Source organism: Methanomassiliicoccales archaeon (genome assembly GCA_038850735.1).
Taxonomy (GTDB): Archaea; Thermoplasmatota; Thermoplasmata; order Methanomassiliicoccales; family JACIVX01; genus JACIVX01.
In genome coordinates this window covers 87,372-112,339 of the sequence record JAWCLO010000003.1, presented here as the reverse complement: position 1 = coordinate 112,339, position 24,968 = coordinate 87,372, and the positions used below count along the sequence as shown (strand labels likewise).

Below are 24,968 nucleotides of genomic sequence, written 5' to 3'. Positions count from 1 at the left end.
CTCCATATCTCAATACATGCCCTTAGCGGCGGGAACCTCATCCCGCGGAAGAAGTTTTATTGCGTTGTAGCGACATACATCCCTACATAAACCGCACCCAAAGCATTTTGTCGGTTCGATAATGACTCTATCGAGTGTAGGGCTGAATCTTATGGCTCCAAACTGGCAGCGAGTCACACAGTTTTTGCACGCCTGGCAGAGATCCGGATCGACTTCCGCAACATATTCAGCCTTATAGACTGTGTGAAGACCGTAGTCCATTCTCAGCCGGAGACCTCCACACTGAGGGACTTCGCAAGAGCATATGGCATTTATGTAGGGTACGGGTTGGAACCAGACTGTTGCCACTCGCCCTTTCTTATTCTGCTCTTCGAGGGCCTTAACTGCCTCTTCACGTGTAATTCGCACCTTCATGTTTTCTGGGATGAATCTGGGTAGCTTCTCAATAACGCTCGACAAAAGGCCGAAATTTATGCAACATGCGTCCTTTATGCCCTTTTGCATCATACGGCACATGCAGTAATTCTTTATGATCGGTTCAGCCGCCAAATTCATAATTATAAGCTTAGCCTCTTCAATTGGAATCGCCTGTCCGAAATGACCATCAGCCCTTATAGGGTTGCGTTTCGGACTTTCGGAATGAATCATCCTCTCAACACTCCAACGGATCGACCTTCCAATGATCGGCATCCTGAGCTTATAACCAAGCCCAATTGATGAGATGCCAATGATCTTTCGAATATACACCTGCTCGAAATTTCTCCACTGCTCCTCCAAGTAGGCTTGAAGATTCATAGACTCCGCAAGCTCGTTGGAATAATTCCGAGCATTCAAATACCATTTGCCCCCTGCACCATGCTTCATACACCACTCACACATTGCTGTATGCACCCCCATGCTCTTGAGGCCAAATGTATGATCGCTTTTTATATTTAACATCTAGGAGGAAAAAATTGATAAGCAGATTCGCGCACGTTATCCGAATTTTATTGGAAACTGAGAGATAAATTGAGATATTCGCAATTTTTCTGATGATATACAACATATACGCTGTTTGGTCTTCGCAAACACCATAGAAACTTGTCAAGATTTTAATTTCTTTGACTACATGAGAACATGACTGCTTTAAAGTCAGCGAAAATGTTTTCTTCTTGATGATTGGGTCACGAGGTTCTTTTGCCATCTTAATGAAACTGAATAATCTGGCTACGCATTTTTTGAGTATTCACTTGCGCCATTATTGATCAACCAAGATCATCTTACAAACATGTAAGAATATCATGGAACAAGATTCCTGTTTGCAAGACGCACAAAATGTAGGTGGATTCAGGTTTGTATATTCACAAAAAGAATGCTCATCGTGCCCAAAGAACTTTTTTCCAGGAATCTTAGATATGCAATTTATTTCTCACTTTAAAGGCACTAGCTAGAAATTTCAGAACACAGACCTCGGGCCCATAGTACTTCTCTACCCCCCACCGACAAGGAGATGGCAATCATTCTACTCTACTCTTACTTTCAGAAAGCCAATCGTATATTTATTGCGCACCCTCTTTCGCAGGTAATTCTCTCCCCTTTTGCTGTCTTGATATTGAACGATGATGTTATGAATAACATAATATTAAAACCAAAAACATTCTTATCTAACTCTTCATAATGGGAGGATTTAACATCGAGATTCAATGAATCTAGGAAATTTTACATTGTAGCCATATCAGTCAAGTCCCCCGTTAATCGTTTCAAAGGAGAAAGGCGAGTTGATAGGAAATGATAACACACTAAGTCGAGCACTTTTTGAGAAAGCCAGCGTTGTTAGTGGACCGAGTGGGATTTGAACCCACGGCCTCCGCCTTGCGAAGGCGGCGATCTATAGCGGTGCACCAATGCACTTCCACTGATCTATCGGCCCAGCAACCCATAATAAAATCCCGAATTTAATGCTTTCCTCTATCAATAATTGAAAAATCTCTATGCCCAACATTGCGATAAATAAGTAATGAATTCCTCTATACCAGTTTGCTGAGGAATTGTTCCGCCGTCTTAACTACACGGTCCACGATCTCGGGCGCTTTCCCCAAATAATTCTCAGGCGCCATCACCCGATCTAGCTCCTTTTCATCAATAAGAGATCGTATCTCCTTCCGAGAAAGCAAAGCCTTTTTCAGATGAACACCTTTTTCTTCAGCTTCAAGGCTGCATTCCCTCACGAGTGCGTGTGCCTCCTGCCGCCCCATACCGCGACGCACCAGCTCGATCATGACTGCTTCGGCCATGATGAGTCCCTTCGATTTCTCCAAGTTTTCTTTCATTTTATCCGATCTGACTATCAGATGCGCAAAGACATCTGTGGTCTTCGCCAGTATATCATCGGTGAGCACAAGCACGTGCGGAAGGATGAACCGCTCCGCGCTCGAATTTGTCAAGTCTCGCTCGTGCCATAGGATCATGTTTTCAAACGATGGAACAACAAATGATCTCACGATCCTTGCGAGGCCGCAGATATTCTCCGACACCACTGGATTTTTCTTCTGCGCCATCGTCGAGCTGCCTATTTGCTTTTCAACATCGAACGCCTCAGCTACTTCCTGTATCTCCGAACGCTGGAGATTCCTCACTTCGGTCGCATACCTCTCGCAGGAAGTGCATATCTGAGCCATGAGACAGATGAGTTCAGCATACCGATCCCTGCACACAATTTGAGTCGCCGCTTCCTCAAACTCGAGCCCAAGATCGCGCATGACATCTTCCTGGATTTCAAAGAATTTAGAGCCCAGGGCTGCTCCAGTTCCTACAGCGCCAGACATCTTGCCAACGCATACCCGCTTCTTAATGTCAGTAAGCCGCTCGTAGTGTCTCATCATTTCCATCAAGTAGCCGGCGACTTTGAATCCGAAGGTCGTCGGTACGGCGAACTGACCGTGCGTCCTCCCGACCATGACTGTCGTCCTGTGTTTTTTTGCGAGTTTGGCAAAAATCTCGATCAACTCTACGAGATCCTTTTCGATGATTCCAAGCGCTTCCTTCATTTGCAGTGCGGTCGCCGTATCGATAATGTCATTAGATGTTGCACCGAGGTGGACATACTTTCCCGCGTCACCGCAGGCTTCTGCGAGCGCCCTGACCATCGCCATAATATCGTGCTTCGTCTCCAACTCAATTGCTTTTACCCTGTCTAATTTGACGCAATCTAATGTAGCGCAGCTAACGATGATTTTAGCCATATCTTCTGGAATATTGCCGACACGAGCATGGGCTTTGGCCAAAGAGGCTTCGACCAAAAGCTGCATTCTCAGCCTGTTCTCCTCACTGAAAATCGACTTCATGGCCTTCCGCCCATAGCGGTAGTCAAGGGGGCACAGCAACATTGAATCATTCCTCGAATCTTCAGATATTTAAGGGAATATCCCCGCATGATCTTCGCGACTCATCACTTTTTTCTTCAGGGGGATAAATCCGGGAAATCGGGTTGTACAAACCATGGCGTTTGTTGATAAGAGATAATGATTTGTTGTTATTAATCTTTCATTGAGGCAACCAATTGAAATGACCAACGGCATTTCGGAATAGTTATCATGTTTACTATATGCAATTTTCAGAAATCCGATTAAGCGCGATCGAAAAATGCTTAAAAGAAGTCCCATCAATATCTCTACCAGGCGTTTGGATTGATTGTAGACACAAAATCAAGAGGGATTCCAAGGGAAATCCTTGATTTCCTAAGAGCAGAGGGAGGTCATTCCCTCATCATTAAAGGAGAGGCGGGAACAGGAAAGACTACGATGGCACTTCAAATTGTCGAGGAACTTATGGAAGAGCAGGCCAATTATTATCTGTCATCGAGGGTCTCTGATGATGCCCTTTACCGCCAATTTCCTTGGCTGAGAGAAAGGACGAGAAGGGACAGCATTCTTAGGGCGAGCAGGACATTCCTGAAGAAAACGCATGTCCCGGTCGCAGAAAAGGAAGAATGTAGGAAAGATGCGACGCTGAGAGCCGCGATGGAACTTCTTAAAGTTCTTTCGCGCTCCGAATCAGTTCCGACGGTTGTGCGATCAGAACTTCAAAAACTCGAAGGTCAAATCGAATCTGGGGAGATCGCGGAAGAAGGTGAGACGGGCAGCGCTGAGTTCGTGGACGGGTCGATCATACTTGACCTTGGTACGTTGCTTCCTGAGCTTGAACTCGCTTACGATCTTGCAGAATCCAATCTTCCAAGGAGAACACTCGTGATCATCGATAGCATTGACGGCCTCTCAGAAAAGTATGGAATCCAGTCGAACAGGATCGTTAACACGCTTCAGAAGGACCTTGTAGATCACTCAGGAACCAATGTCATTTACGTCCTCGAAAGCGCTGGGAAAACCCAGATCGACTATCTGGGCGATGGCGTTGTCATACTTAAGAGTGAGGAAAGAAAGGGAAGAAGGCTAAGGTATCTAGTTATTGAAAAGTTGAGGGGCTCGAGCATAGTGAGATGGCGCTACCTCTTTACGCTCGCAGACGGGCGCTTGAAGGCATTCGGAGAGACCGAGATCATCAGACCGGAAAGCATCAGGAAGCATCTACCAGTTGAGGATCCCAATGAGAAGAGAGTATCAGCAGGAAGTAGCGATATAGACAGAGTCATTGGGGGTCTGCCTCGAGGCGGGCTCGTACTGATGGAAATTGGCCCAGATGTGCCACCGGATTTCATTAGGGTTGTTGACCTGCTTCTCGTATTCGATTTTCTTTTAAAGAAGAGAGGCGTCGTGTGGTACCCCCTGCAATCAGTTGATTGCACAGCACTTGAACGGCAAATGCGATGGGGTGTTCCTTCGGATGCTATTTCGGGATGCTTGAGGATCCTCACACTGGCGGGGGATGAGAGATGTTCCTTCGTGAGTACAATCGAGGGGAATGACGCGGCCAACGATTTCAGGTGGGACTCCATTACTTACGGTCTTTCAGCCGCACTCAATCCCTTTGTCGCTTTGCTCGGTTGTGATGCGTTGGAGGCGCAGTATGGGAACGATGTGATGCGCCAGATGCACTCATTTATCGAGAGAATGAGGCGCCACAACAACATTGTGATTGCAGAGGCTACCGATAAGTCGGCATCACTTTCTGCCTTGGCGCATCAATCCCAGGTGCACGTCCAATTCGAGAACATTGATGGCACAATCGTATTCTCTGGCATCAAGCCGCACACACCTTATTTTGCGATCGAATTCGAAGAATCCGAGAGAGTTCCGATTCTTAGACTTCTGCCGATCATTTGATTGCAATTTAGCCGTCTACATGCACATTCTGGTCGATCGCATTTAACATTTTTTGGACTCGATGAATTTTGCGTGTGCATATCGAAAATTCTGGAAGAAGCTGGAATTTGAATTTTGTAGTTTTCCTAGAATAAGTAACAACGCATTCCATAAGGACTGTTGACTACTTTTTGAATCTGGATACACTGATATGAATATCTCACTTCTCCATAAAGTTGAAGTGAGAATGCGATTTTATGAGTTTCGATTACTGAAGTAAGCTGAGATTACCGTAATCTAAAGATGCTGAATAAAAAATGTTTTATCTTCACGGTCATATTTGTTTCAGGATACTCGATCAAAATGCGTGCGGAGGGGAGCAACATAGACCTTCTGAAAACCTCGCAGCTACTGACAGATGAATATGCGATAAAAATTCTCGTAGCAACAGCGAGGATTTCGAGGTCAGCGCAGGAAATTTCAGAAAAATTTGGGATTCCCATCGCCGCCTGTTACCGCAGAATTAGAGACCTGCAAAACGTTGGACTTCTTGAGTGCACGGAGAGAAAGCTCACGCAGTCCGGGAAGAGAGTAGGTTTTTACAAGTCGACCCTCAAGAATGCCTATCTCTTTTATGAGAATGGCAAATTCCGCGTGAAATTCCAAGTGAGATCAGAAGGCGGAAACAGGTATGGTGATGAATGGCACGACATCGAATTCAGATCGCTCGATGATGGTGATTGCGAGGACCTTGAAAAATGAGATCTAGCGATGATCTATCGGTTGTCACACTTATCCCTTTTTTCTTGTGCCGTATATGAAATTGATTTAATAACTGGTACCCATATGCTAGTTAATGAGAAATAAAGAACCTTCCAATCATTGGAAGAGTGTTTTGTCCTAGGAGGAAGGAGATACTGCCGTATCCTTTAGCAATGCATTAGAATGAACAGTATCCATATTCTGATAGGCTATGTAACTATTTTGTTCTTATAAAAGTGCAAAAGCAACGGAGAGCAGTTTCCTCGGAGAGTTTTCCAGATTCCGCATGTGGCGAAAGGATTATAAGGAAAAGTCATTATCTCGATGCCGTCTTACCCGTACATTTGGTTGGTTGAGTGTGGCTTTATGACAGAACTCCTGGAGGAGCTCGAGAACAAACGGCAAATTGCGAATACTGAGGCAGAAAGGCATCGGCGGCTTCGTGACGAGCTTAATGAAAAGACGAAGGAGTGGGTAGAAAAAAGAGATCAGTTGAACTCAAAAGTAAAAGAGCTCGTCGAGGAGGCTTCGAAGTACAGGGAAATGCGCGATTCTCTGAACGCGCAGGTAAAAGAAGCAAAGGAGAACAGGGATATCTGGAATAAAAAAGTAAGCGAGCTCAATGAAAAGGTTACAAAACTCAAGAAAGAAAATTTGCCGAAAAATGGGCCACCTATTTCTAGGCTCAAGAGGGAGCTAAAAAACCTTGAATTTAAACAGATGACTTCCGTTCTCACGCCTGAAAAGGAGAGAGAGCTCATCGAAATGATCTCCCAAGTCCAGGCGCAAATCAGAGAAAGAGAAAAGGCGCTTGAGCAAAATTTGGAGATTAAGAACGCCGTCAAGGAATTGAAGGAAGCAAGGGAAAAGGCAGAAATGTATCACAAAATGGTTGCAGAATTGGCGGAGAAGGCTCAAGAGGCCCACGATAAGATGATAGAACTCTATGAGCAGGCGGACAAGCTGCGCAAAGAGGCGGACGAGGCGCAAGAGAAATTCATCGAAACCAAGCTAAAGGCGGACGAAGAACACAGAAAGCACATCGAATGCATTAAGCAGGTTCACGATTACGATAAGATCATCACGGGATTGAAGCAGAAAGCGAGAAAAGCACGCAAGAAGAAAGAGGAGTCTTCTGCGATGAAGATGGCCGAAGAAATTTTCGAGCGCTTCAAGAGGGGAGAAAAATTGAGCACGGAGGACATCATGGCCCTTCAGAAATCAGGATACCTCTAAAGATCTGGTTCTATCTAGATATTCGTGTCAGAGTCATACTGTTTGATCGCTTTTCAGATCGACTATAAGGTGTGTGATACAGTGTTAATCATCAAAAATCTTAAATAGTATTACTCTCATAAAAGAGAACGGGAATACTGGGCTAGTTGTTAGAGTGCATCCCATCCCTTCTGACAAGGCTAGCCCTTCCCATCCCTTTTTTGCTTTCACCGTTGAGCACTGCTATGAAGAAAGTTCTCAAATTACCCTCCAACAAGAATTAATAGAATTACGGTATTCGATAGAGCAGGTGCATCCCGATGGTTCTGGAGGGACTTGGACGATCACTGAGAGACGCGCTTAAAAAAATTGCCAATTCGAGCAACGTTGACAGCGCGCTTGTGAAAGATGTGAACAAAGACATTCAGCGAGCGCTGTTGCAAGCTGATGTGAACGTCAAGCTCGTGCTTGAAATCACGAAAGAAGTGGAGCGGCGGGCGCTCACAGAAAAGCCGGCCCCCGGCATGAGCTCTAGAGAGCACGTCATCAAGATCATCTATGAAGAGCTTGTAAAGCTGCTTGGCGAGTCGAAAACGCTGCCGCTCGCCGATCAGGTTATTATGATGGTAGGCCTCTACGGCCAAGGAAAGACGACCACCGCGGGGAAGATTGCAAGGTATTTTCACAAGAAAGGGTTAAGAGTAGGTCTTATCGCTGCTGATGTCCACAGACCAGCCGCATACGACCAGTTGAAGCAGATTGGCGAGAAAATCGGCGTCCCCGTTTATGGAAATCCCGAAGAGAAGAATGCCGTGAAGATTGTAAAGGAAGGAATGAGGCAGTTTGCAGGAACGAACGTCATCATCATCGATACCTCAGGAAGGCACTCACTCGAAGACGACCTCATCAGAGAAATAAAGGAGGTTGCTGCGGTTGCAGAACCAAAGGAGAAAATTCTTGTGCTCGATGCCGCTACAGGCCAGCAAGCAGGTCCTCAGGCGAAAGCGTTTCACGATGCTGTCGGCATCACGAGCGTCATATTAACGAAGCTCGATGGCACAGCTAAAGGTGGCGGCGCACTCAGCGCGGTGTCGCAGACAAAAGCACCGATAGTTTTCATAGGAACTGGGGAGCATCTCGAAGATCTCGAGCCCTTCGATCCTGCGCGCTTTGTATCAAGGCTGCTTGGCATGGGCGATATCAAAGCGCTCATCGAAACGGCAAAGGAAACGATGACAGAAGAGCAGGCGCTCGAGACCACAAAGAAGATCATGAGCGGTCGCTTCACACTTAAAGAGATGTACGAACAGATCAAGATGGTGAACAGCATGGGTCCGCTGAAAAAGCTCGTTTCCATGCTTCCAGGTATGCCTGGTCTGTCTGATAAAGTGAACATTGAGGAATCGCAGCACAGGTTGTGGAAATACAGAGTCATCATGGACTCGATGACAGAGGAGGAGCTCGAAGATCCAAAGATCATCAAATCCTCAAGGATCATGAGGATTGCAAGAGGATCGGGCGCTGATCCAAAAGATGTGAGGGAGCTGCTGAAACAGTATAACATGTCAAAGAAAGCGGTAAAGGGATTTCTCGGTAATAGAAAGCTGAGAAAGCAGCTTCTGAAACAGCTGCAATCGAGCGATCTTGAGGTGCAGGAATGAGAAGATTCGTTGTCATCGGCCACAGGGCCACGACCTCAGGCAATTTTAAGCTCGACGATCTCACGGGAGGCACGGGGCGTCTAGATGTGCTTCTGCGCTGCATTAATTCAGCATTTTTCTTATCCCACAACCTTAGAAAGGACGTGGAGGTCTATCTCATTCTCCTCGGACCTCCTAGCCCGCCGAAGACTTTGAGATTTGTTGGATCTGAGCTTAAGTACCTCAATCCAGACGAAAGGAGTACTGGAGCCCTCGTAAGGAACGCCTTGCTGCAGAAGATAACGATGGAAGAGCGCTGCTCTCCAGGGATTTATGCGTCAAACCGATCTTACATTGATGTTCTTACGCTTATTTCAAAGGACAGCGAGATAGTATACCTCAAAGAGGACGGCGACGATATTAGAGCTTGCAGTTTGCCAGAAAATGTGAGCTTCGTATTGAGTGATGATCAGGATCTGACTGCGGAGGAAGAGGAGCTGCTCATGAATTATTCGCCGAGAAAAGTAAGCGTAGGCCCTGTCAGCTACCACGCAGATCACTGCATAACCATCGTCAATAACGAGCTCGACAGGCGCTTACTTTCTTAGAATGAAACCTGGTAAGGTTTAAATGTGGAATTGGATAGTTAGGGATCAATGGTCGTCGAAAAAATTCCACAGCACAAGCACTGCCATCAGTGCGGTAAGGCGTTTATTGGCAAGGGTGATTACTGTTCGACCGAATGCACGAAAGAAGGGGAAGAGCTTCTCAAGAAGAAGAAAAGGCAGCTTCTCGTCTTATATGTTGTTACCTTTATTATTCTAATTGTCGCTCTCCTTGTAATGGCGATGCCATAATGAAAGTTGCTGTCGGCGGCACATTTAACGTCTTGCATAGGGGACACAAAGCCCTCTTGGACAAGGCCTTTGCCCTCGGCGATGAGGTTGTCGTAGGAATTACTTCTGACACCTTTGCATCCGTTGGCAGGAAGAAGCTGATCGCTCTTGAGGATCGTATCAAACAGCTCCAAGAATACCTTTCGACGAAGAATAAGAAATGGCGAGTGGAAATCCTTGAAGATCCCTACGGCTCAGCGGTCAATGACCCTGACCTCGAGATTCTTGTCGCGTCGGTAAGGACTGCGGGAACAGGGAGAAAAATCAATGAACTCAGAAGATCAAAAGGCTTCAAATCGCTGGCGATCTGCGCAATTCCGCTGGTCTTGGCAGATGATTGTACACCAATTAGTTCTACGAGAATCCTAAACGGGGAGATCGATGAGGAAGGGAGAATGCTGCGGCCGATTTTTGTTAAAGTTGGATCAGAGAATCCTGTTAAAATAAGAGCGGTCCAAGCCGTTATGAAGACGATTTTCAAGAACGTTGTCGTCGAGGGCACTGAAGTAGAGAGGAGGGTAGGAGAGCAGCCGTGGAATGACGACACGATCAGAGGCGCGATTGAAAGGGCAAATCAAGCAATTGGAGATGCCGATTTCGGCGTCGGAATCGAGGCGGGCGTGTTCGAGATAGGAGAGAGACTTTATGACATACAGTACTGTGCTGTCGTTGATAAAATGGGAAGGGCTACAATTGGACAGGGTTCTGGGTTTGAAGTGCCTGCGTGCGTAGAGGGAAGGTTGCGCTCAGGTGATTCCCTTGGAAAAATTTTCGAGGACATTGCCGGCGTCAAAAACTTAGGTCGGAAGAAAGGCGTAATTCATTATCTCACAAAAGGGCTCATGACCCGCCAGAAGCTCACTGAACAATGTGTACTCATGGCGATGATCCCGCGCATAAGGAAGGAGCTTTATTTCGAGCGCTGACCATTTTTTCTTTTTTTCAAAAAGGCAAAGTAGTCGTCGATGCTACCGCAGTTCTCTGGACCTATACATTCGAACCGCCGGAATTTCCGGCAGTAGAAATCAAACTCGTTGAATTCGCAGGCCTTTTCCTTTCTCATCCTGCATTTTTCGCCAATGCATCTGAAGCCAGCATATAGGCCAGCGCAATCCCCCTTCTCGTCAAGATACTCGCATCTCATCTGATCATCCCAAGCCTCTGCGTGTACCTTGCAAAATGCGCCATGTATGACTCGGCGGTCGAACAATTCTCGATGCCTGCGCAGTAAAATCGCTGATATTTTGCACAATAAAGACCCTGCCAACTTTCGAAACTGCAGTCGCTCCTTCTTGACTTAGAAAGCGAGGAGAATTTTGCAGCGCAGTTCTCTTCGCCGATGCATTCTCTACCAGCTACGAGCGCGTGAGCGCAGAACCCGCCTCGATACCGATACTTGCACAAGCTACCCCCATCCCTTCTGAAATTCTGCATATAAATGCAAGTATCATGATTTAAATATAGCGAAAAATTCTTGCATTGCCAAAGATCAGCGTCCCCCTCTGAGCCATCGAGCAAGCTCTTTAGAAGTACGAGAGGACGGGGGACGAATAGCTTCTGGTCTTATCACTTTCTCAGAGGCGCCTTCATCTTTTGGGTAAATGACCCTTGTCAAGGTAACGAACCAGATAACCTCAATCGCAAGGCAGACTGTGGCAGGTATTGCTGCCATATCGCCTATGAGTACTGCCGCAAGCGCGGCCGCCATTCCCGTATTTTTGTATGTCGAGAAAAGCACGAGTGAGATGCGCCTCTCCCGTTTTACCCCTAAGCGCTGCGCAAAGTACTCAACAGCGCTTCCAACAATGAAAGTTCTTGCCGCTGCTACACCTAATAGAGAGAGAACGAGAAGAGGCTCGTTGAAAAAGGCAGATCTGTTAGAGCCAGTGATCGCGAAAAACATGACAAAGAATGCGAGGTTGATGAAAATCGTTCGGGATCTGCCTGTCATAGGCACCCTGGCTAGAAATCTCGAGGCGGCAAGAGGGAGGAAAATGAGAACTGCAACATACCATAGAAGAGTAAGCTGGTCGATTGGCGTTCCCATGAATGTCAGGGTTATCAGCGGCGTGATCACTATCGATGCGATATAGATGACTGCAGACGCAACCAACGAAAACTGAAGATCTCCTCTTAAGAGGTATGTGAATGGGATAACGGCGATCGCCGACGGAACCGCAGCGACAAGAATCCAACCCATTCTAATACTAGGGTCGGAAAACAGAAATGAAAGAATAATCGTGAAAAATGCTGAGACAACAAAACACATCAGCATGGCAGTCATCACGGATTTTGCCTGCTCCCTCAGTTTGATGCCGCGGAGCTTAAGACCTCCGAGCGAAAGAGACATGACGATGCCCAACGAAAGCATTGCAATGTCGCCGTTGTGCGATGGGAAACCGCCCAATGCTAATCCAAATACGAACGCAATGAGCATCATGAGAGCGTTATTCTCTAGAATATCCTTCAGCGCCATGTTGAGAGCGGCACAAAACAAAACCTAGATTAATATTTTTTGATGATACATGAGAAATCACTTTATTGAGAGACTAAATGCCCGAGAGCTTCAAAGCTCTTCATTCATGTGCTTCAAATCATTGTGCTAATAAGAACTATGGAGAAACATCATGATAACGATTTAAAATGATAAAAAGAAGGACTGCAAGTCGGAAGACTCGCAGTCCATTGACGCAGGGCACCCCCTATCTCCTTCCAGGAGTCACTCGCCAGACCCAATACTCCTTGCCGTTGAAGATTATCTTTTCAGGGTTTGCGCGCGGATCGCCAGCAGCATAATACGGTGGATGCGCCGGCCTTGGTTTTGTCACGCGCAAGTTGTTTTCCTTTTCGTCCTTGAATTTCTTTTTTACCTCAGGGATAATCTCCTCCGGGACTCCGTAGGTGATCTCGACTTCTACCATTCGTCCCTCTCCTCCTTAATACCGGTTTAATTATGTATTAACATACCTTGACATAATACCTTCGGTTTTAATTTCCAGTATTTTATCTATTGTTAATATATAATTATAATATAAGCAATTTGTATAAATCAGTGAAGAAGAAATTCAACATATTCCTCAATTCCCCGCAGTTTTTCTTTTATGTTTTTTTCTTTTCAAGAAACTGAAATTCATTAAAACTATGCGCAGACTCCTCAAACATCCACTGCGAAGACTCAAGGCTCAGATTATTAAGATGAAGAAGCGCCGAGGGGGAGATTCGAACTCCCGTGGTGCAGAGCACCACCGGCTCTCAAGGCCGGCGCTGTGATCCGGGCTTAGCTACCTCGGCACCTTCCCGATGAACCCTTCATCAAATTTTTCCTATTAGAATTTCTGGTTTCAGACTACACAACTCTTTCAATCTTGCCAGCAAGAAGCCTCTCGACATTGAATTCCATCGCCGCGGCGGGATAGCCAAGAGTGAAATTCTCAAGGACCTCCGGATGCACCTCTCCGAAATGCCCTACGACACCCTCGCTGTTCACCACTGCCGCCTGCCTACCATCGATATACATGCCAAAGGACGAGGGCTCCAATTTGAAATCGGCGCTGCAGTCTCTCATGATGCTTTCAACAAGAGACTTCATCTCAGTGAACCCAGCCTTTGCGTGGAGCGAAATAGCAGCAATGTGTTTTCTGCGCTTTGTCCCGATGACCACGTCCCCGATCTCGAAAATCCTTTGGGGAAGGTCTCGATGCTTGCTTTTCTTCAGTAGAGCGAGGAGGCTGGGAAGCAGATGCGTCCTCAGGCAGGAGTGATCCTGACTTATCGGATTCAGAATTTCCACAAAATCAATTGGCTCAATTCTCATTCTGATGAACTGTTCCTCCGGACTCGAAAGCGTGAGCGTCGTCACTTCCAAATACCCATGACCTACCATCATGTCTCTCAGAAGAGCGGCCGCTTTTTCGAGTGGAATTTCCCCGCCTATCGTCTGGCAGCGCGGGAGGATGCGGCCGAACGACTCGTACCCGTAGCCAATCGCTACGTCTTCAATAAGGTCAACCGTATGAAGGATGTCCATTCGGGTGGCAGGAACAAAGACCTCGATGGAGTCGTCTCGAATCTCACAGCCATAACCCATCCTCTCAAGACATCGAACGATGACATTCACGTCTAGATTCAAACCGAGCAGCTTCTCGCATTCCTCCACGCCAAGGCTCATCCTCTTTGGGTTGAGATCGGGCGTAACAATACTCCCTTCCTCGTTTTCAATCACGATCGTTTCGATCTCAGCCCCTCTCTCAGCCATGGCAGTCGCCACGATGTTTAGGGCTCCAGAAATGGCATGGAAATCGGTGCCAGTGACATCGATAAGGATGTTCCTTGTCTTCTCGGTCACGACAGTAAGCTGGCCATTGATGATCGGGGGGAAAGAAAGCACCTCTCCCCGGCGGTCGACGATAATAGGATACTTTTCTTTTCCCTCGAGGATATATCTATACTCAATTCCCTTCTCATGCCTCTCCAAAATTTCCTGCAAGTTCATTGCTTCGTTCTTGCCCAGGGGAACAAACGAGATTTCGTCAGGTCTTACGGCTTTATAAGTGAAAGGTGGCTCCACACGATCGAGGTCGTGGATTCCTATGGAAACTTTTGCCCTCTTTCTGCCGATCGTCAGGTGGAGCTTTTCTTGAAGTCCCATGAGCGATCGGATAAGTTCGTCCGACATGGTCACGTTGCGAACAACTCCACCAACGAAGAAGGGTCTCACATCCTTTGTGCTCTTGTCATGCTTCATCACAATATCAGAAGCGCGGATGGGGTACTGCCTTATCCCTGGCGCAAAGCCAAGAAAGGATCTCAACGCCCGCGCGATGCCCTCGACGCAGTAAAGATCAGGCCTGTTTGGAAAGAATTCCATCATGATTTCGCCTGTCCCCTCGTCGTAACTATGAAAATCGGCTCCCATCATCGGCAATTCATCAAGAATCTTCTGTAGTGGCACTTCATTCCCAATAAGTTGGATGAGGTCATCGTACTTGAAACTAATAACTGGCATAACAGAGAGGCCATAGGGATATCTTTATTTATGCTTTTCTTGAAACGGCCAGAAGGACTATGTCGCAGACATTTGTACCTGTAGCCCCAGTGAAAATCAATCCGCCGTATTTCAAGAAGTACGAATACGAATCGTTATTGGCAAGGAACCGCGACGCTTCCTCTCTGAACATACTCGCATCTGCTATCGCACCAGCCGCATCCGTGTTTCCATCGATACCATCGGTTCCAAGCGAAAGCAAGGTGATGCCGTCTTCTAATTCGAACAAGGCGCTGAGCACCAGCTCGCAGTTCCGTCCGCCCCTTCCCCTTCCTTTCACTGTGACCGTCGTTTCTCCCCCGGCGATAATCATCTTCATTTGACTTGAATCGAGGGACTGGCGAATTTGGTTGCCCAGGCGAGCAAGGGCCGTGCCGACATTCCTCGCCTCTCCCCTCATCGATGAAGTCAGAATAAGAGATTCAAAGCCGTGATCCCTCGACTTGGCAAGCGCCGCTTCAAGTGCGATGGTATTGCTTGCCACTATGACATTCTTAACCTTCTCAAAAATCGGATCGCCTGGCTTGGGATTTTCCCTTTCCCCTGCAGCCAACTTTTCCTTCACTGACGCAGGCACCTGTTCGAAGACCCCATATCTTTCGAGTACATGAAGCGCATCGGCAAATGTTGTTGGATCGGGGGCTGTCGGGCCAGATGCAATGCTCTCGAGGGGGTCCCCGATCACATCGGAAATGATTAGGCTGAGCACCGTCGCAGGATACGCGATCCTCGCGAGATTGCCGCCTTTGAGTTGCGAGAGGTGCCGGCGGACGGTATTAAGCTCTTCGATTGAAGCACCGGCAAGCATGAGCAGCTCTGCCGTCTTTTTCTTGTCTTCAAGCGTGACACCTCTAACTGGACACGGCATCATCGCGGACCCGCCGCCCGAAATAACACAAATGACGAGATCCCTCTCGCCGGCGCTCTCGCATATCTCCTTGATCCTCAATGCGCCCTGCAAACCCTCGGTACCCGGGTGAGGATGTGTAGTCTTATTCAAGACGATACTCCCCACTTTTCCGCTTTCTAATGCGTTGACGAATCCCCCAGTGATTCTTTCTCCGAGTAAGTTGTGGAGTGCCATTGCCATTCTAGCAGATGCTTTACCAGCGCCAACAACAAAAATTCTTTTGAAAGACTGGAGGTCATAAAGCTCGCCCGATACACTCATTGTGCTTCCATCCACTTTTACTGCATTTTTTATGCATGTGTATGGATCTACAGCGTTCACAGCTGTCTCCACAATATCAAGCATTTTCGCCCGAATCTCAGAATTCCCGGTTCGCAACAACTCGTCTCTGTTAAGAATTTTCACATCAATCCTTCCAGACAGCGGGGTTCACAAGATTGTGCGGCCTTTTTCCCTTGAGTCCGTCGAGAAGGTTTCTTGCGGCCATGATTGCCATCCTGTTGCGCGATTCATAAGTCGCACTACCAGTATGTGGCGTCAGCACAACGTTTTCCAATTTGAATAGCTCAGGATTTACATGTGGCTCATTTTCAAAGACGTCCAGCCCAGCATACGCAATTTTCCTTTCATTCAGCGCAGCAATGAGCGCCTTTTCATCGACCACTTCTCCCCTGGCAACATTCACAAGGATTGCGCTTTTTTTCATGAGGTTCAGTTCTCTTTCTCCGATAAGGTGGTAAGTCTCCTTCGTAAGGGGGACGTGCAAGGTGACGAAATCTGATTCTCGGAGGAGGTCCTCGAGAGATCTGTACTCCGCTCCTACTTCTTTTTCCCCTTCAACGTTCCTTTTTCGATTGTGATAAAGAATCTTCATGTTGAATCCTTTTGCCCGCCTTGCCACGGCGGTACCGATATCCCCCAATCCAATAATTCCGATCGTCCTGCCATAGACCTCTTGTCCCAACAGGAGCATGGGATCCCAACCAACAAACCTTCCTTCGCGTACAAACTTGTCTGATTCGGGAATTCTTCTCGCGCAGGCCATTATGAGCGCCCATGTAAGATCTGCTGTAGCTTCCGTCAAAACGCCGGGGGTGTTAGTCACAAGAATTCCCCTCCGCGTTGCCTCTTCAACATCGATATTATTGTAGCCAACCGCGTAGTTCGAAATAACCTTGAGCTGCGGTCCAGCGGCCTCCATCACCTCGCGGTCAATTACGTCGCTGAGGAGGCACAGGAGTCCATGCTTTCCTCGAACTCTAGCAAGCAATTCACTTCGAGTGATCGGCGCTTCCCCCTCGAAAATATCTATGAACACCTCACCATGCAAAAGTTGAAGACCAGCTTCAGGAATCCTCCTCGTGATCAAGACCTCGAACTGACTCATCGCATAAACGTATTATCAAGAGATTATTTCAATTGTTTTCAATTCAGCTTTTCATAGCATCGGCTCCGAATTATCTACCCAGCGCCTTGTGCGCACTTGCCAATTCCCCAGCTGCTTCCGCAGCCAATGTCGATAATTCTCCGGCAAGTGCAACCGCAGCGACGATTTCTGCGAATTTCTTCGCTTTATTATCCCCGAGACAGTCCATCATTGCAAGCGCCTCCTGCTGGCACGGGAGCCTTGTACCCCCTCCGACTGTCCCAAGCTCGAGTGATGGGATTCTCAGCGAAATATAAAGAGCACCATCGACTACCTCACACGTCGTCATTCCCATGCTCCCCTCGACCACTTGCGCAGGATCTTGTCCTGTTGCTATGAAAATTGCGGCTAGAATATTGGCAATATGAGCGTTAAAGCCGTAGGCAAGCGCCAATGCGCTTCCTACTTGGTTTTTTCTGAAAGAGGCTTCCACCACAGCTTCAGGTGTGGTATGCAATTTCGATTTCACAATGTCAGCAGATATCAGCGCATCTGCGTGCACGGTCTTTCCCCTTCCGAGGATGAAGTTGACAGCCGACGGCTTCTTGTCGGTACAGAGATTGCCTGAAATGGAGATGAGAACGGCACCAGTCTCCCTCTCGATCAGTTTACATGCGGCCTCAGTGGCAATCGTTGCCATATTCATGCCCATTGCATCCCCGGTTTCATAACAAAACCTGAGGAAAAGTGAGCGACCGGCGGCAAATGGCTGGATTTCCATCAATTTACCGTGCTTCGTCGTCGATTCCGCTTCTTTCTTCACATCAGAAAAATGATCATCAATCCATTTTGTAACCTCAGCCATATGACGAATGTCCCTTACTCTGAAAACTGGGGCCCTCGTCATGAAGTCTTGCATAATGATGACGTTCGCGCCATTCGCTGCCGTGATTACGGAGCAGCCTCGGTTCACTGAGGCGACAAGTGCTGCTTCTGTTGTTGCCATAGGAACGAGGAAATCGCCCTTCGCATGATCACCTTTCACCTTAAGAGGACCGACAAAACCCAATGGCATCTGAATGCAACCTATCATATTCTCTATATTCTTTGATGCGAGAAGTGGATCAATGGTATAGGATGAAATGCATTCGAGCTTCACTCCTGCGAATTCCTCAACAGCCTTTTTTCGATCTTCGACATCTTCTTTGTTCCTACCCCTATTTTTCAAGCCAGTTGACATGGAGACCGAACTACAATCGGCTTCTTCATTTATTAAGCCTTCATTTTTGAAAGTACCTTAATATTAGAGAACAAAGTCGCCAATGATCGATGCATGCGTGTCACCTGATATCACTTCTGAGGAAAGGTTTTTAATGGTTCTACATATTCCCAACTGCTTAATGGGCCCATAGCTTAGCCTGGTTGGAGCGCCCGGCTGATAACCGGGAGGTCAGGAGTCCAAATCTCCTTGGGCCCATCTTTATATATTTATTCTTATAATATTCTGGCTCCAACCGAATTATCTTGATACCCTTTTCATGAGGATCTGCGGGACTTCTATCCCATTCTTCTCGACAGCCTTGAGATATGAATATCCGAGCTCGTGAGCTCTCTTCAGATCGTCTATTGTCAGACCCAGATATTCCATTGTCTGCTTCGTATCCGAATGTCCGAGAAGCGAGGCTATTTCCTCTATTGAGACTCCCGCCAAATGCAGATTTCTCCCGCAAGTCCGTCGTAATGTATGGTTCGATACTGGTCGATCGATACCGCATCGCTTCGCGACCCGTATCACAATATTGTCCAGAGCCGTATCCCCATACGAGCCAAGCCTCCCGTGGCGACAGTAGATCACCAGTTGGCTCGGGATTTTCTGCTCTGGATACTTCGCGAGTCCCTCTCGGATCATGCGGTCCCTCTCCCGCATCCATGCCTCGATCTCTTCTTGTGTATCTGGCGCGAATGCGATCGTTCTCCATTTCCCGCCAGCGCGACCTTTTCCGTGAATGTTCATGTATCCAACATTCTCCGCGCCAATATGATACTGGTATATGTCCGAGATCCTCAGCCTCTTGACCTCGACACGTCTCAGTCCGAGCCTGAGCTCTAAATGTATCACGATCCTCTCGACCCCTCTCGCGGAGTTGAGCATCTTGATGGTCTCCTCGGGACTCAGCCAGTCCACGAAGATCCTCGAGTCCTGAGGCCACGTCCACGTCATCCTGTCCCAGATCGAATTTCCGCAATACTTCAGAAATCCGTTCAGAATCGCGAACTTCCACCTCTGGGTCGCAGAGGTCTCGTCCCTCCACTCCTGCCACCGCAAGAACTCGAGCTCGTTCTTCCCGATCTTTTCGGGATCCGACTCGAGCCCGCACGCCTGAGAGATCCGAGAGCTTTCGAGATCTCTCTCCGATACTGGACTATCGTCTCGTGATTCGCTCTTCCACCTCTTGCCAGGGATATCAGATACCTTTCGAGCTCGCAGCAGAGACGCCTCTCTCTCGTCGGCATCTCTACCACCTGCATTCTCTTGCGAAGACATATAGCATCCCATCCCCCCTTCCTCTTGCGAAAAAAGCGCACGCCCTATCCCGTCTGGAGTACCGCCCGGGGACACCGCGGCGAAGTCCCCGAGATCAAACGGCCAGGCTGCGTCTGTCTTCATCCTTCAACCTCCGGCGGGACGACCTTGGCGAGTTTCAATCCCTTATAGGTAGGCTCTGGACCCTTCGTTCGTTTTTATGACTTCTTGCTGGATATTTTCCATAGTTACAATTCTTTTTCAATAATCTCAGAGACTCGGAATTGATGAGATTTGCTTGATTTTGAACTTTATAATCAGCCACAATAGAAGAACTTTTCTATAATTACGCAGAAGGGGAATTCGTCGATACCCTGTCGATTTTATCATATCGCATATCGACGACGATGACGATTAAAGAATTCTAATTTCTCCACCTTTCTGCACACCCATAATTTCCCTAGAAGAATACCGAGTCGTTCTCAATAGATAAAAGACAACTGAATCTTCAGCCTCATCGATCGCCTCTCTCAATTCATACTTTAATCTTTCGAATTTTGCATCCGTGATTTCACCCTCCAATACCGAATTTTGAATCCAAGTGAGATATTTCCGAGCAATTCTCAAGATCTTATTAACACGTTCAACCTTGATGTCATAGACCATAATTACATACATTTTCCTACCATCTTGCAAGAAACGGCTCGTAATTTTCCTCACCGATAAGATGTTTTTCCAGTTTGAAGAGTTCCATTCTCATAAGGTAACGATATGATACATTTCTTTTTAGTTTATCGTGCTTAATGGTTGATGCCAATTTATTTTCGAACTCATTAACGAAAATTGCCCTGCCTTTTTCATTAAGATATACACCATTCAGTTCTTTCACGAAATGACTAGAATCCAGCATTCTTTTGTTTAGGAGACTGAAAAGAGTTCTATCAACAATAATCGGCTTAAAGATCTCAGCGACGTCTAGGTTAAGTGTAAATCTTCTTGAATTCGTTGAATGAAGGAAACCAATTCGCGGATCCAGGTGTGTTTTGTAGATTTCACTTAGAAGTGCCACATATAAGAGACTGTTCCCAAAACTTATTAATGAATTTAATCTTGTCGTCGGAGGTCTCTTTTCTCTTTTATCCAAACGAAATTCAGGATCTTCGATTATCAGGTTAAAGGTCTCATAGTAAGCCTCTCTCGCCAGACCTTCTAGAGCCATCAACTGTTCGATTGTGGAATTTTCTTTTAGTTTTCCACTAATAGATTCTAGCTCCTCAATGTAAGGTGCAAGGTCAATTCCTCTCGCTGCATAATACTTCAGCACTCGCAACATGTTTGCAACTGCCCCTTCAACAAACTTTCTTGCAAGTTCTATCCTTTTCGTATCGTCTAAATAATGTTCGGCTTGCTTAAGAATAATAAGACCTGAATTATAATGTTCTCTTGGATAAAAGGTTCCAATATAATATCCATAATAGTTAAAAAAATGGAGTAATATTTCTTGCTGTGAAAGAAATTCAAGTAGTTTCTTGTTCATCGTCACTTCGCCAAAGATCAAAAATTCAGAAACACTTTCAACTGGTATATACTGCCTGCCCTTATCTCCTTCAAAACAAAGGGTATTCTCTTTTCGGTGGAGCTCACCATTCGAGAATATATAAAACGTTTTCTTCATATAATCACGCCCAGCAAAAATGTCTATATCCGCAACTTCCACAAAATTTATTTCGCTCAGGTGGCGGCGGAAGTTCCCTAGAAACAATTTCTTTTATCTCCACGATTGCCCGTTTGATTTCCTCCTCTAACTCATGGTCTAGCTCGACGAAAATTCTTTTCTTTTCTCTTGGAATGAGTAATTCTCCCTTTACGTCAACTCCCATTTCTTTCAGTTTATACAATGAATAAGCCAATTGCATTCTTGATGAAAATTCGAATTTCGATGATTTCTTGATTTCACAAACAATGTATGCACCATCACTCCTCTTTATCATGTCAAGTTTCATTCCATCTAACGCGATCTCTTTTCTTTCATCTTTGTAGGTGTGTTCGTGAATAGTCCTCCCCAATTCTATGAGGTTGTCGTCTTCCTGGGGGGAGATATCGTGTGCCATCAGCCAAACCTCTCTTCGGCATATATAGTAATACCAAACCAGTGTCGGTGTTATTCGTTCCACGATCATATTATGAATGAATAGTTTTTCTTTGGCTTGAATCCTATTTCCAAATCATATTCCGCAGACGTTATGTGAGCAAGGTTTTCATCAACCATCCTGTCTTGGACACATGCTCGATCTATAGATATTACATAATCGTAAAATCTATTTCGGATCTGGAGAAATCTAGATCTTCTTTCAAATCCATTCTTTATTTTCTGGATGGATTCATATTCGTCCCAGATTCTTCTCGCCTCATCGTCGATTTTGACGAAGCTATCAATCTTGATACTTTCTCTGAAATTGCCCTCAAGGAGTTCAAAAGTGCCGATTGTGGAGAACTCGAGGTATCTCACGGAACTCAGTATTTTCTCTGAGGGATCATCAGAACCTCTTCTGGAGATTTTCTCAAAGTATTTCTCGATCAAACTTAGGAATCTACTCTCTTCAAATTCACTTTCGATTATTTCTCGCGTAATGCTCAATAAAGTTGGATCATAAACAAAGCTAGAATATTGCCTACCATTCTTATCAATTAATTGGACAATCTTAACCAATCCCATTTTTTCTCGATTATTTCGATTGCATCTGCCGCCACTTTGTATGAGGGCGTCAAGAGGTGCAAAATCTCTGTATATAACATCAAGATCGATATCAACGCCGGCCTCGATCAGTTGAGTAGTAATAACAATCTTTCTTCTCTTCTCTTTTTCGTCCCTAATCAACTCAATTCGCATCTTGCGGTGTTTTGGCAAAATATGAGTTGATAGGTTGAATAGCAAGATACCGCAGAACTCTGCTACGCCGCACTTTTGGCAAATCTTGGGGTTTCCATATTTTTCAGTCAAACGCTTTTTTAGGATATTATACAATTCCTTGCAGCAGTCTATGGTATTAAGAATGACACCAATATTTTTGTCGGAATTGATGATGTCGTCAAGTACTATCTCGGCGAGTTCCTCAATATCCTTTTTTTCTTTACAGAAAAAGTATCTAGCTCGATTGAATTGCTTGTAATACTCGGTCTTGTTCCTGACAAGAGGGCAGATTTCATCAGGATTAAATATAAGTGGCATTGTTGCGGTCATCAAAATGATCCAGCTGTTGAACCTTTTCGCAAGATAATTGAGGGCACATTTGACAAGGAGCCAATAGCGATGAGGTATCGCCTGAACTTCGTCCAATATAATGATGGAATTAGCCATGTTGTGAAATTTTCTCGCGGATCTATTCCTGTTGGTTATGAGCGAATGAAAGAGCTGAACGAATGTTGTGACAATGACCTCTGAATGCCACCCTTCTATAAGGAGTAGGGATTGTTCAACATCGAATTTCTCCCTATCACCCACATATCTGATCTCTGATAAATGATGGTGTTTCATTAGTAGGCTTGTTGGGACGGATTTGGAACTCGTCTTTTCTCTTTCTTGTGAACGAGCATCTTCATCATCTGTTGCAATTTCTTGAGATTTATCCTTTACATGGTTCGCGAGAATCTCTGCTAGAACATTTGCATTTTGATCAATTATGCTCAAAAAAGGGAGACTATATATTATCCTTGGAGAAAAGCCGTATACTTTTTTGATCCGCTCTCGAATTTTCAATGCTGCTGAGATAGCCGTGATGGTTTTTCCACAACCCGTTGGTAACTCAATCGTGAAGATCTTTTTTCCAGTAAGATCTACATTATCCAGTTCTGAAATAACCTCGGTGTATGCCTTCGATCTTATTTCGTTTATCGCGCTTGGGTGACCTGTTTCGAATTTCATTTCTTTATAGTTATCCACAATTTCGTTGGTAATTTCTCTCCATTTCTTTCTTTCTTCTTCCAATTGACTATATGATATATCTGAGGCGTCAAGTTTATCAGCATCCAAAAGCACTGAGTAAAGAAACATTGTTAGAAAATAATACTCCCAACCTTTTTTTTCAATAATGATGATAGACTCCCATCTATCTCTTATTTCGTTGCAAAGAGAATCGTAATTCTTGAAGAATTCCTCTAACGATATTTCAAAATCCAAGAGTTCCGAGTATATATCTTTGACAATTTCTGAGGTGTTGCTCCGAATATCCTCAATCTGCTTCTTTTCAACGTCACTCTCGCACAACTTCTCCAGTTCGCCATCATTTCCAACGAGATCTGAGATATCAGTGTGATGTTTCATAATCGCGAGCCACACCACGATCGGAATGTCATATCCTAAAGATACTTCGTTAGTCTCAGAATACTTCTTGCAAATATAATAACCGAAGACGGACGATAATTTCGAATGGTATGATTTTTCTGTTTTTATTCCTTTATCTAGATGATCCTGAAAAAAGGTTGTGCCCTTCCCGAAATCGTGAGAGATGCCCATCAGATATGCAAAGTCTGAAAGCGGCTCATTATTTTTAGTGCGAAGAGACTTTACTATCTGTTTACAAGAATTGCCGACTTCTCTCAGGTGATCTTTTAACAGTTTTCCAGGGTGTGATTTCAATTCAGAATAACACGACATTTATCCTCGCATTATTATTGATTAGTTCGTAATAATTACCGTTCGTAATTTTGATCGTATTTCCGTTCTCCTCATAAATTATGTCAGCAAATTTAGTTACGACTCTCTTGGAGTTCATCGTGTGCGGGATCCTCACTTTCCCATATCTTTTTCCAGGCTCTATCTTTATTTGGAAATTCTCTCCTAAGATTACTGTCGAAATGTCGACACAATCTGACTCCGCCTTTTTTTCGCGCACTTCCAAAAACTCGCCGAAAAAACCGAAGTTAGCTAAACACTCTGATATTCCGAGGTATGGAGTGTACACGGATTTGTGCCTCGAAACCAGCTCTCTTAGTTTATCATAATCCTCCATGTTTGATATCCAGCAAAAGATTCTATAGTGTGGCCTTTTCACGTACTCAAATGGGATCTGTGTCCTTTGCCCCCTTGCTTCTTGGAGATTAAGACCCTGCTTCGTATCAATGAGGTTTTGCATTATCCTGATTTTCCTTATCGGTGACAGAAGCTGGAGTCCGAAAAGAACTTCCGAATTATTGAACAGATCATAGTAAGAGTCCCTTTCTTTTCCCAATATGGCCGAAAGTATCCCTGCCAAAACAGTTCGTGGCGGTACTGGATATGTGATGGGAGAAGTAGTCGTATATCCCCTTCTGAAGCAAGCATAGTCTCCCCATATATCGAACGCAATGACTCTTGTTGGCAACATCGCTGCATCCC

General features: G+C 45.7%; 23 protein-coding genes and 3 tRNA genes. 8 read left to right on the top strand and 18 right to left on the bottom strand.

The genetic code is table 11. The annotated features are described in order from the left end of the window. Positions 1–9: 9 nt before the first annotated feature. The 3 genes from QW087_03115 to purB all read right to left on the bottom strand — a co-directional run bounded on the left by QW087_03115 (position 10) and on the right by purB (position 3,365). Entirely contained in the window at positions 10–879 is an 870-nt protein-coding gene (locus QW087_03115) for a 4Fe-4S binding protein (GenBank protein MEM2943712.1), read from the bottom strand. A 937-nt stretch (positions 880–1,816) separates the two neighbouring features. Next, positions 1,817–1,909: transfer RNA gene (locus QW087_03110), tRNA-Ala, on the bottom strand. Between the two features lie 97 nt (positions 1,910–2,006). Further along, entirely contained in the window at positions 2,007–3,365 is a 1,359-nt protein-coding gene (gene purB / locus QW087_03105; protein ID MEM2943711.1) for an adenylosuccinate lyase, read from the bottom strand. 300 nt (positions 3,366–3,665) lie between these two features. On the opposite strand from purB, the gene gvpD reads away from it, so the two are divergent. From gvpD to yjjX, 7 genes are all read left to right on the top strand, one after another. Continuing rightward, the gene (gvpD, locus tag QW087_03100) at positions 3,666–5,258 is read left to right on the top strand and encodes a gas vesicle protein GvpD P-loop domain-containing protein (GenBank protein MEM2943710.1); all 1,593 of its coding nucleotides are present in this window, start codon (positions 3,666–3,668) and stop codon (positions 5,256–5,258) included. A 282-nt stretch (positions 5,259–5,540) separates the two neighbouring features. Further along, the gene (locus QW087_03095; protein MEM2943709.1) at positions 5,541–5,999 is read left to right on the top strand and encodes a winged helix-turn-helix domain-containing protein; all 459 of its coding nucleotides are present in this window, start codon (positions 5,541–5,543) and stop codon (positions 5,997–5,999) included. A 324-nt stretch (positions 6,000–6,323) separates the two neighbouring features. After that, positions 6,324–7,235 (top strand): coiled-coil protein, encoded by a 912-nt coding sequence (locus QW087_03090; GenBank protein ID MEM2943708.1) that lies wholly within the window; start codon positions 6,324–6,326, stop codon positions 7,233–7,235. A gap of 299 nt (positions 7,236–7,534) precedes the next feature. Beyond that, on the top strand, positions 7,535–8,875 hold the full coding sequence (locus tag QW087_03085) for a signal recognition particle protein Srp54 (protein MEM2943707.1): 1,341 nt from the start codon (positions 7,535–7,537) through the stop codon (positions 8,873–8,875). Next, entirely contained in the window at positions 8,872–9,462 is a 591-nt protein-coding gene (trmY, locus tag QW087_03080; GenBank protein MEM2943706.1) for a tRNA (pseudouridine(54)-N(1))-methyltransferase TrmY, read from the top strand. The genes QW087_03085 and trmY overlap by 4 nt, the downstream gene beginning before the upstream one ends. Positions 9,463–9,510: 48 nt before the next feature. Beyond that, positions 9,511–9,711, top strand: coding sequence for a DUF2116 family Zn-ribbon domain-containing protein (locus tag QW087_03075; GenBank protein MEM2943705.1), 201 nt, complete (start codon positions 9,511–9,513; stop codon positions 9,709–9,711). Continuing rightward, positions 9,711–10,676, top strand: coding sequence for an inosine/xanthosine triphosphatase (gene yjjX / locus QW087_03070; protein MEM2943704.1), 966 nt, complete (start codon positions 9,711–9,713; stop codon positions 10,674–10,676). The genes QW087_03075 and yjjX overlap by 1 nt, the downstream gene beginning before the upstream one ends. Here yjjX and QW087_03065 read toward each other — a convergent pair. From QW087_03065 to hmgA, 9 genes are all read right to left on the bottom strand, one after another. Next, positions 10,661–10,894, bottom strand: coding sequence for a hypothetical protein (locus QW087_03065; GenBank protein ID MEM2943703.1), 234 nt, complete (start codon positions 10,892–10,894; stop codon positions 10,661–10,663). The genes yjjX and QW087_03065 overlap by 16 nt on opposite strands. Then, positions 10,891–11,154 carry a hypothetical protein gene (locus QW087_03060; protein ID MEM2943702.1) on the bottom strand — a complete coding sequence of 88 codons (264 nt, stop codon included), beginning with the start codon at positions 11,152–11,154 and terminating at the stop codon, positions 10,891–10,893. The genes QW087_03065 and QW087_03060 overlap by 4 nt, the downstream gene beginning before the upstream one ends. A gap of 85 nt (positions 11,155–11,239) precedes the next feature. Beyond that, on the bottom strand, positions 11,240–12,226 hold the full coding sequence (locus QW087_03055; GenBank protein MEM2943701.1) for a hypothetical protein: 987 nt from the start codon (positions 12,224–12,226) through the stop codon (positions 11,240–11,242). Positions 12,227–12,452: 226 nt separating this feature from the next. Beyond that, positions 12,453–12,671 carry a hypothetical protein gene (locus tag QW087_03050; GenBank protein ID MEM2943700.1) on the bottom strand — a complete coding sequence of 73 codons (219 nt, stop codon included), beginning with the start codon at positions 12,669–12,671 and terminating at the stop codon, positions 12,453–12,455. Positions 12,672–12,954: 283 nt separating this feature from the next. Beyond that, positions 12,955–13,041 (bottom strand) — tRNA-Ser (locus QW087_03045). Positions 13,042–13,096: 55 nt separating this feature from the next. Continuing rightward, positions 13,097–14,755: a phenylalanine--tRNA ligase subunit beta gene (pheT, locus tag QW087_03040; GenBank protein ID MEM2943699.1), complete on the bottom strand. Its 1,659-nt coding sequence runs from the start codon at positions 14,753–14,755 to the stop codon at positions 13,097–13,099. A gap of 28 nt (positions 14,756–14,783) precedes the next feature. Beyond that, on the bottom strand, positions 14,784–16,109 hold the full coding sequence (locus tag QW087_03035) for a glycerate kinase (GenBank protein MEM2943698.1): 1,326 nt from the start codon (positions 16,107–16,109) through the stop codon (positions 14,784–14,786). A 1-nt stretch (position 16,110) separates the two neighbouring features. Continuing rightward, positions 16,111–17,091 carry a D-glycerate dehydrogenase gene (locus QW087_03030; protein ID MEM2943697.1) on the bottom strand — a complete coding sequence of 327 codons (981 nt, stop codon included), beginning with the start codon at positions 17,089–17,091 and terminating at the stop codon, positions 16,111–16,113. A 70-nt stretch (positions 17,092–17,161) separates the two neighbouring features. After that, on the bottom strand, positions 17,162–18,310 hold the full coding sequence (hmgA, locus tag QW087_03025) for a hydroxymethylglutaryl-CoA reductase (NADPH) (protein ID MEM2943696.1): 1,149 nt from the start codon (positions 18,308–18,310) through the stop codon (positions 17,162–17,164). A gap of 162 nt (positions 18,311–18,472) precedes the next feature. Between hmgA and QW087_03020 the strand changes: the two genes are divergently transcribed. Further along, a tRNA-Ile gene (locus tag QW087_03020) sits at positions 18,473–18,547 on the top strand. 42 nt (positions 18,548–18,589) lie between these two features. On the opposite strand, the gene QW087_03015 is transcribed toward QW087_03020, so the two are convergent. The 6 genes from QW087_03015 to cas5b all read right to left on the bottom strand — a co-directional run bounded on the left by QW087_03015 (position 18,590) and on the right by cas5b (position 24,957). After that, positions 18,590–19,738, bottom strand: a complete 1,149-nt coding sequence (locus QW087_03015) for a site-specific integrase (protein ID MEM2943695.1) — start codon at positions 19,736–19,738, stop codon at positions 18,590–18,592. A 270-nt stretch (positions 19,739–20,008) separates the two neighbouring features. Further along, complete coding sequence (gene cas2 / locus QW087_03010) at positions 20,009–20,290, bottom strand: CRISPR-associated endonuclease Cas2 (protein MEM2943694.1); 282 nt, start codon at positions 20,288–20,290, stop codon at positions 20,009–20,011. Continuing rightward, positions 20,277–21,269 carry a type I-B CRISPR-associated endonuclease Cas1b gene (gene cas1b, locus QW087_03005; GenBank protein MEM2943693.1) on the bottom strand — a complete coding sequence of 331 codons (993 nt, stop codon included), beginning with the start codon at positions 21,267–21,269 and terminating at the stop codon, positions 20,277–20,279. The genes cas2 and cas1b overlap by 14 nt, the downstream gene beginning before the upstream one ends. A 4-nt stretch (positions 21,270–21,273) precedes the next feature. Next, positions 21,274–21,774 carry a CRISPR-associated protein Cas4 gene (gene cas4, locus QW087_03000; GenBank protein ID MEM2943692.1) on the bottom strand — a complete coding sequence of 167 codons (501 nt, stop codon included), beginning with the start codon at positions 21,772–21,774 and terminating at the stop codon, positions 21,274–21,276. Next, a complete protein-coding gene (gene cas3 / locus QW087_02995; protein ID MEM2943691.1) occupies positions 21,771–24,248 on the bottom strand; it encodes a CRISPR-associated helicase Cas3' in 2,478 nt (825 codons plus the stop codon). The genes cas4 and cas3 overlap by 4 nt, the downstream gene beginning before the upstream one ends. After that, positions 24,232–24,957 carry a type I-B CRISPR-associated protein Cas5b gene (cas5b, locus tag QW087_02990; protein MEM2943690.1) on the bottom strand — a complete coding sequence of 242 codons (726 nt, stop codon included), beginning with the start codon at positions 24,955–24,957 and terminating at the stop codon, positions 24,232–24,234. The genes cas3 and cas5b overlap by 17 nt, the downstream gene beginning before the upstream one ends. Between the last annotated feature and the right edge of the window lie 11 nt (positions 24,958–24,968).

Coding starts and splice junctions, on each gene's coding strand:
- trmY (MEM2943706.1), top strand. CDS start 8,872: ATGAGAAGATTCGTTGTCATCGGCCACAGGGCCACGACCTCAGGCAAT.
- pheT (MEM2943699.1), bottom strand. CDS start 14,755: ATGCCAGTTATTAGTTTCAAGTACGATGACCTCATCCAACTTATTGGG.
- QW087_03055 (MEM2943701.1), bottom strand. CDS start 12,226: ATGGCGCTGAAGGATATTCTAGAGAATAACGCTCTCATGATGCTCATT.
- cas1b (MEM2943693.1), bottom strand. CDS start 21,269: ATGAAGAAAACGTTTTATATATTCTCGAATGGTGAGCTCCACCGAAAA.
- hmgA (MEM2943696.1), bottom strand. CDS start 18,310: ATGTCAACTGGCTTGAAAAATAGGGGTAGGAACAAAGAAGATGTCGAA.
- cas5b (MEM2943690.1), bottom strand. CDS start 24,957: ATGTTGCCAACAAGAGTCATTGCGTTCGATATATGGGGAGACTATGCT.
- QW087_03115 (MEM2943712.1), bottom strand. CDS start 879: ATGTGTGAGTGGTGTATGAAGCATGGTGCAGGGGGCAAATGGTATTTG.
- cas4 (MEM2943692.1), bottom strand. CDS start 21,774: ATGATCGTGGAACGAATAACACCGACACTGGTTTGGTATTACTATATA.
- yjjX (MEM2943704.1), top strand. CDS start 9,711: ATGAAAGTTGCTGTCGGCGGCACATTTAACGTCTTGCATAGGGGACAC.
- purB (MEM2943711.1), bottom strand. CDS start 3,365: ATGTTGCTGTGCCCCCTTGACTACCGCTATGGGCGGAAGGCCATGAAG.
- QW087_03065 (MEM2943703.1), bottom strand. CDS start 10,894: ATGAGATGCGAGTATCTTGACGAGAAGGGGGATTGCGCTGGCCTATAT.
- QW087_03095 (MEM2943709.1), top strand. CDS start 5,541: ATGCTGAATAAAAAATGTTTTATCTTCACGGTCATATTTGTTTCAGGA.
- QW087_03085 (MEM2943707.1), top strand. CDS start 7,535: ATGGTTCTGGAGGGACTTGGACGATCACTGAGAGACGCGCTTAAAAAA.
- QW087_03075 (MEM2943705.1), top strand. CDS start 9,511: ATGGTCGTCGAAAAAATTCCACAGCACAAGCACTGCCATCAGTGCGGT.
- QW087_03090 (MEM2943708.1), top strand. CDS start 6,324: ATGCCGTCTTACCCGTACATTTGGTTGGTTGAGTGTGGCTTTATGACA.
- cas3 (MEM2943691.1), bottom strand. CDS start 24,248: ATGTCGTGTTATTCTGAATTGAAATCACACCCTGGAAAACTGTTAAAA.
- QW087_03050 (MEM2943700.1), bottom strand. CDS start 12,671: ATGGTAGAAGTCGAGATCACCTACGGAGTCCCGGAGGAGATTATCCCT.
- QW087_03030 (MEM2943697.1), bottom strand. CDS start 17,091: ATGAGTCAGTTCGAGGTCTTGATCACGAGGAGGATTCCTGAAGCTGGT.
- QW087_03015 (MEM2943695.1), bottom strand. CDS start 19,738: ATGAAGACAGACGCAGCCTGGCCGTTTGATCTCGGGGACTTCGCCGCG.